5 protein-coding genes are annotated in these 6091 nt (G+C 68.2%); 2 read left to right on the top strand and 3 right to left on the bottom strand.

Features of this window, described 5'->3' with window-relative positions:
• Window positions 1-128: 128 nt before the first annotated feature.
• The 3 genes from ACFWX1_RS47635 to ACFWX1_RS47625 all read right to left on the bottom strand — a co-directional run bounded on the left by ACFWX1_RS47635 (window position 129) and on the right by ACFWX1_RS47625 (window position 3249).
• The gene (locus ACFWX1_RS47635) at window positions 129-1103 is read right to left on the bottom strand and encodes an NAD-dependent epimerase/dehydratase family protein (protein WP_378396558.1); all 975 of its coding nucleotides are present in this window, start codon (window positions 1101-1103) and stop codon (window positions 129-131) included.
• Entirely contained in the window at window positions 1100-2446 is a 1347-nt protein-coding gene (locus tag ACFWX1_RS47630; protein ID WP_378396557.1) for a nucleotide sugar dehydrogenase, read from the bottom strand. The genes ACFWX1_RS47635 and ACFWX1_RS47630 overlap by 4 nt, the downstream gene beginning before the upstream one ends.
• An 89-nt stretch (window positions 2447-2535) precedes the next feature.
• Complete coding sequence (locus ACFWX1_RS47625) at window positions 2536-3249, bottom strand: class I SAM-dependent methyltransferase (protein WP_378396556.1); 714 nt, start codon at window positions 3247-3249, stop codon at window positions 2536-2538.
• Between the two features lie 104 nt (window positions 3250-3353).
• Between ACFWX1_RS47625 and ACFWX1_RS47620 the strand changes: the two genes are divergently transcribed.
• Window positions 3354-4550 (top strand): aminotransferase class I/II-fold pyridoxal phosphate-dependent enzyme, encoded by a 1197-nt coding sequence (locus ACFWX1_RS47620; protein WP_378396555.1) that lies wholly within the window; start codon window positions 3354-3356, stop codon window positions 4548-4550.
• On the top strand, window positions 4547-5953 hold the full coding sequence (gene desII / locus ACFWX1_RS47615) for a dTDP-4-amino-4,6-dideoxy-D-glucose ammonia-lyase (RefSeq protein WP_378396554.1): 1407 nt from the start codon (window positions 4547-4549) through the stop codon (window positions 5951-5953). Before ACFWX1_RS47620 ends, desII begins: the two co-directional genes overlap by 4 nt.
• Window positions 5954-6091: the final 138 nt, after the last annotated feature.

The following is a 6091-nucleotide window of genomic DNA, read 5'->3' as shown; positions in this document are numbered from 1 at the left end:
CTCTCTCTCGCTCGCCCCCGAGCCGCCGCGCTGTCCCGGGCCCCTCCCCCCTCCCACACCCCCACCCGCCAATCCACAAAGGACAACCAGAGCGCGTTCGCGGCAAAGGGGACCCGCACGCGTCCGGGTCAGGCCACACCGCTGTCCGGGAGGTCCAGCCACCACTGGCTGCCGCGGGCCCACTCGATCGTCTTGATGAGGCCGTCGCGCAACGCGGTTTCACAGGTCCAGCCGAGCACTTCGCGGGCCTTGGTGGCGTCGGGGATCCGGCGGGACAGATCCTCGTACGCGGGGCCGACCCGGGTCGCCGTGTCGACCTCGGTGCGTGGTTCCGGCGCACCGGTGAGCTCGGCGATGAGCCGGACGACCTCGCCGACCGTCGTTTCGGTCATCGAACCGATGTTGAACGACTCCCCCACCGCGTCCGGATGCGTCGCGGCCAGGATCGTGCCGTCGATCGCGTCGTCGACGTAGGTGAAGCAGCGCGTCTGGACGCCCCGGTCGTAGACCACCATCGGCCGCCGGTTCAAGGCCCGGTGCACCGACCGGCTCACGATGTACGCGGGACGCTGACGCGGGCCGAAAACGTTGAAGTAGCGCACGATCCGCGCGTCCAGGCCGTGGTGAGCGGAGAACGCGAAGGTCAGGTGTTCGGCCAGTGCCTTCGACGTCGAATAGGACCAGCGGGCGGCCGACGTGGCGCCCAGCACCCGGTCGCTGTCCTCCCGCCACGGCACCGCGGGGTTCTTGCCGAAGACCTCGCTCGTGCTGCTCAGCACCACGCGGGCACCCACCCGGTGCGCCAGCTCCAGCACGTTTCGCGTACCGAGGAAGTTGACATCGACCACGTCGAGCGGGCTCGACAGGTACTTGTCGACCCCGACCACCGCGGCCAGGTGGTAGACGATCTCGACGCCGTCGTCGACGGCCTCGGCGAGGTCCGCCTGGTTGCGGATGTCACCCACGACGTACCGGACGCCTTCGTGCCTGCTCGCCGGCGCGAGCCCGTCGAACACGACGACCTCGTCACCACGCGCGACGAGCCGCTCCACGAGATGACCGCCGACGAACCCGCAGCCGCCGGTGACCACGACCCGGCTCATCGGCCGATTCCCCGGTAGGCGTAGCCCAGCGCGCGCAGCTCGGCGATCTTTTCCTTGCTGTAGTAGGCACGCCCGTCGAGTACGAGACACCCGGCGGCCACCGGCAACGTCGCGAAGTCGATGCCTTCGAACTCCCGATGCAGCGCGAGCACGGCGACGCAGTCCGCGCCGTCCACGGCGTCCTCGAGGCTCGGCGCAAGCCCGCTGCCGTACATCTCCTCGACCTGCCCGGGATCGACCAGCGGATCGTACAACCGCACCTGGGCGCCCGCCTTCGCCAGCGTTTCGGCCACCCCCTGGGTCGGGGTCGCGCGCAGATCACCGGTGTTGTTCTTGAACGCCAGCCCGAGCACGGCGACCTTGGCCGTCGCCGGCTCCTTGCCGAGGCGCACCAGCTCGTCGACGATCACCTGCGCGGTGTACTCCGGCATACCCGCGTTGACCTCGCGGCCGGTCACCGCCGTCCTGATGTCCACGCCACGCCGGTCGGCCGAGCGCCAGACCATCCACGGATCCTTGGTCAGGCACGAACCGCCCACCCCGACGCTCGGCAGCAGGACGTTGACGGTGCCCGCGCCCTTGGGGATCGTGTTCGTCGCGCTGATCACGTCGAGCACGTCGACACCGTAGAGCGAGCAGAACTTGGCGAGTTCGTTGGCGAGCGCGATGTTCACGTCGATCCACCAGTTGCTCGCCAGCTTGACGATCTCCGCCGATTCCAGCGAGTCGTGCGGGATGACTTCGACGCCGAGCGCCCGGCGCCAGAACTCGGCCGCGGCGGCGGCGCTCTCCTCGCCGAGACCGCCGACGACGATCGGGAACGTCCGCAGCTCCCGCAGCGCGGTGCCTTCGGCGAGCCGTTCCGGGGAGTACGCGAGCCCGAAGTCGACCTGCCCGATCAGGCCGCTCTCCTCCAGCAGCGGGAGGACGACGTCGCGGGTGGTGCCGGGCGGGACCGTGCTCTTGAGCACGACCAGCTGCCCTTCGCGCAGGTGACGGCCGAGCTCCGTGCACGCGGCGCGCAGCTGCTCGTCGGCCAGCGAACCGTCTTCGAGCACCGGAGTGCCGACGCTGATCAGCACGACGTCGGCAGCAGCCAGGCCGGACGGATCGGTGCTGACCCGCAGCTTGCCCGAACCGAGGCCGTCGAAGATCAGCTTCGCCAGACCCTCCTCCTGGAACCGGCAGTGTCCCCTGGCCAGTTCCCCTGGCAGCCGGGGATCGGTGTCCACGGCGAGCACGTCGAAGCCGCGGTCCGCCAGCGTCGCGGCGAGACACGAACCGACGTAACCGAAGCCGATGACCGCCACCGAAAGGTCCGCGCGGCCGGACAGAAAACGCATGTGCGTCCCCAATCAATAGTGCCCGTCTCGGTTTTTCATCGTTGCCGGGTGAGCGCGCGGCCGCGTCTCCTGCCTTGTCACGCTTCTCCTCAGCGGCGGACACCCAGGAAAAGGCCGCGCCCCAGCGGGCCGCCTTCGACGTATTCGGCGTCGATTCCGGCCTGTGCGAAAGCCTTTTCATAACGGGCACGCTCGAACAGGGAAAGCATCCCGACCTCCGTCACATGCCGCAGGCCGCGTTCGGCGTCCGCGATGGCCATGTGCACGGTGATCTTCGTGGCGTCGCCTTCCCGCACCGAATGGGAAAGCCGCATGATCGTGCGGCCGCCGACCTCGACCACACCGCTCGCGATGTACCCGTCGATGAAGTTTTCCGGGAACCACCACGGTTCCACCACCAGTGTGCCGCCGGGAACGAGATGTTCGGCGAAACAGTTCGCCGTCGCGTCGAGGCCGTCGGGCCCGCCGACATGGCCGATCGAGCTGAACATGCAGGTGACGGCGTCGAACCGGCGGCCGAGGTGGAAATCGCGCATATCTCCTTGGTGCAGCGTGAGTTCCGGGAAGTAGACGCGGCCGGCCTTGACCATGCCGTCGGACAGTTCCACGCCCTCGGTGTGCGCGAACAGCTGGTTGAACCGCCGCAGATGCGCGCCGGTGCCGCACGCGACGTCGAGCAGCGAGTCCGCACCCGGCGTCCGCTCGCGGATCAGCCGGGTGATGTCCTCCGCCTCGGCCGCGTAGTCCTTGCCCTGGCCCTCGTAATAGGACACGTAGACTTCGGAAAATTCGTCACCGTACATGGACCGAGGATCACACCGGCGCCGCGGCGGAACATCTCTCGGCATGCTCAGTCCGCGCAGCTTCAGAGATGCGGGTGTGCGCCCGTCCGCGAAATATCACAAGGGTGAAACACGACCTGGACGACCTGGCCCTGTTCGGCGGGCGAACGGCGTTCCTGACGCCGTTGCACACCAACCGGCCCAACCTGATCGATCGCGCGCGCCTGTTCGACAGGCTGAACTGGGCCCTGGACAACCAGTGGCTGTCCAACGGCGGACCACTGGTGCTGGAGTTCGAGGACAGGGTCGCCGAGCTCGCCGGCGTTTCGCACTGCGTCGCCACCTGCAACGCCACCGTCGCGCTGCAGTTGCTGGTGCACGCCGCGGGGCTGACCGGCGAGGTGGTCATGCCGTCGCTGACCTTCGCCGCCACCGCGCACGCCGTGCGCTGGCTCGGGCTGGACCCGGTGTTCTGCGACATCGACCCGGCCACCGGCTGCCTCGACCCGGGACTGGTGGCCGCGGCGATCACCCCGCGCACCTCGGCGATCTTCGGGGTGCATCTCTGGGGACGGCCGTGTGCGGTGGACGAGCTGGAGAAAGTCGCGGCGGACAACGGAATTCCCGTCTTCTTCGACGCCGCGCACGCGATCGGCTGCACCACCGAGGGCCGGGTCGTCGGGGGTTTCGGCGCGGCGGAGGTGTTCAGCTTCCACGCCACGAAGGTGACGGGTGCGTTCGAAGGCGGCGCCGTCGTCACCGACGATCCGGAGCTGGCGGACCGGGTCCGCGCACTGCACAACTTCGGCAAGGGCCTGAAGACCATCTGCGACGCGGGCGGGACCAACGGGAAGATGAGCGAGGCCGCCGCGGCGATGGGCCTGACCTCGCTCGACGCCTTCGAGGCCACCGTGCGGCACAACAGGTCCCATTACGAGCTGTATCTCGCCGAACTCGGGACCGTCGAGGGATTGAGCTTTTTCACGCACGACACCAGGGAGCGCAACAACTTCCAGTACGTGATCATGAATGTGGCCGAGGACGTCACGGGGATCTCCCGCGACCTGCTCCTGGAAGTACTGCGGGCGGAGAACGCGATCGCGCTCACCCCGATCGGCTCGCCCGCCTGCCACCAGCTGGAGCCGTATCGCTCACGCGGGCCGGTGCACCTGCCGCACACCGAGGCGATGGCCGCCAGGGTGATCGCGCTGCCGACCGGTTCGTCGGTGTCCCGTGAGGAGATCCGGCGGGTGTGCGCGCTCATCCGGTTCGCCGTCGCGCACGGTGCCGAAGTGACCTCCCGACGGAAGGACACCCCATGACCGGACCCGCGTTCTGGACCGCGCCCGACCCGCGCGCCGCCCTGCGTGAGCTGCTGAGCACGGCGTATCCGCACGCGACCGCCGACACGGACCTGCTGTTCGCGCTCACGCGCAAGTACGGCACCAGCCCGTTCACCACGCTGGAGACCGCGCGGCGGGAACTGGCCGTCGATCGCGTGGTGTTCGAGCGCCTGCTCGACACGTTCGACCAGGTGCCCGAGCTGCGTGCCGCCGTGGTGCACGGCCCGGCGGGGAAATACTGGTCGAACACGGTGCTTCCGTTGGAGAGCAAGGGAGTCATCGAGAACATCCTCGAGCGGCGAACGGTCTGTCCGCACATCGTGGCGCTCTACCCCGGGCCGACGTGCATGTTCCGCTGTCACTTCTGTGTGCGGGTGACCGGCGCGCGGTACGAGAACTCCACTTTGGACTCTGGAAACGCGATACTCGCGTCGGTTATCGACGAGATTCCGACGGACAATCCGTACGCCATGTACATTTCCGGCGGGCTCGAACCGCTGACGAACCCCGGCCTCGGCAAGCTGGTCGCGCGCGCGGCCCGGCGCGGGTTCAAGATGGTGTTGTACACCAACGCGTTCGCCTTGACGGCGCAAACACTCGCGCGACAGCCGGGCCTGTGGGACCTGGACGCGGTGCGCACCTCGATGTACGGCCTCAACGACGAGGAATACGAAGAGACGACCGGAAAGCGCAAGGCTTTCGACCGGGTGAAAACGAATCTGCTGAACTTCCAGAAACTGCGGGCCCAGCGTGAGCGGCCGGTACGGCTCGGGCTCAGCTACATCATCCTGCCGGGTCGTTCGTCACGGCTGACGCGGCTGGCCGATTTCATCGCCGAACTCTCCGACGCCGCGCCCGATCAGCCGGTGGACTTCCTGAACATCCGCGAGGACTACAGCGGCAGGCCCGACGGCAAGCTCCCGCCTGGCGAACGCGCCGAACTCGAAGACGCGTTGAACGCCTTCGCCGAACGCGTCGCTTCGCGCGTTCCCACACTGGACGTCGACTACGGCTACGCGCTGCACAGCATCCGCTGCGGCACCGAGGCCGAGCTGATCCGGATCAAGCCGTCGACCATGCGGCCCGGCGCGCACATCCAGGCAGGCGTGCAGGTCGATCTGCTCGGCGACGTCTATCTCTACCGCGAAGCCGGTTTCCCCGGTCTGGCCGGGGCCGACCGTTACATCGCAGGCCGCGTCGGGCCCGGCACCAGCCTTTCCGACGTGGTGGCGAAGTTCGTGGCCGACGACCGCCGGATCGAACCGCGCGACGGCGACGAGTACTTCCTCGACGGTTTCGACCAGGCCCTGACGGCCCGGCTGAACCAGCTCGAGACCGACATCGCCGACGGCTGGCCCCACGCACGAGGCTTCCTCCGCTGACCCGACCGGTTCCGTCTGGGCGGGGTCGTGATGCCGTTAAGGCCACCTTACGGGCGTCAGACGCCCGTAAGGTGTGGGTTTAGGGCTGGGGGGTAACGTTGAGGGGGGGTCTTTTAAACAAAAGAAGGAGACGGCGAC

Source organism: Amycolatopsis sp. NPDC059021 (assembly GCF_042739895.1).
GTDB lineage: Bacteria > Actinomycetota > Actinomycetes > Mycobacteriales > Pseudonocardiaceae > Amycolatopsis.
The sequence above is the reverse complement of the archived record's forward strand: the minus strand, read 5'-3'. Positions and strand labels throughout refer to the sequence as shown.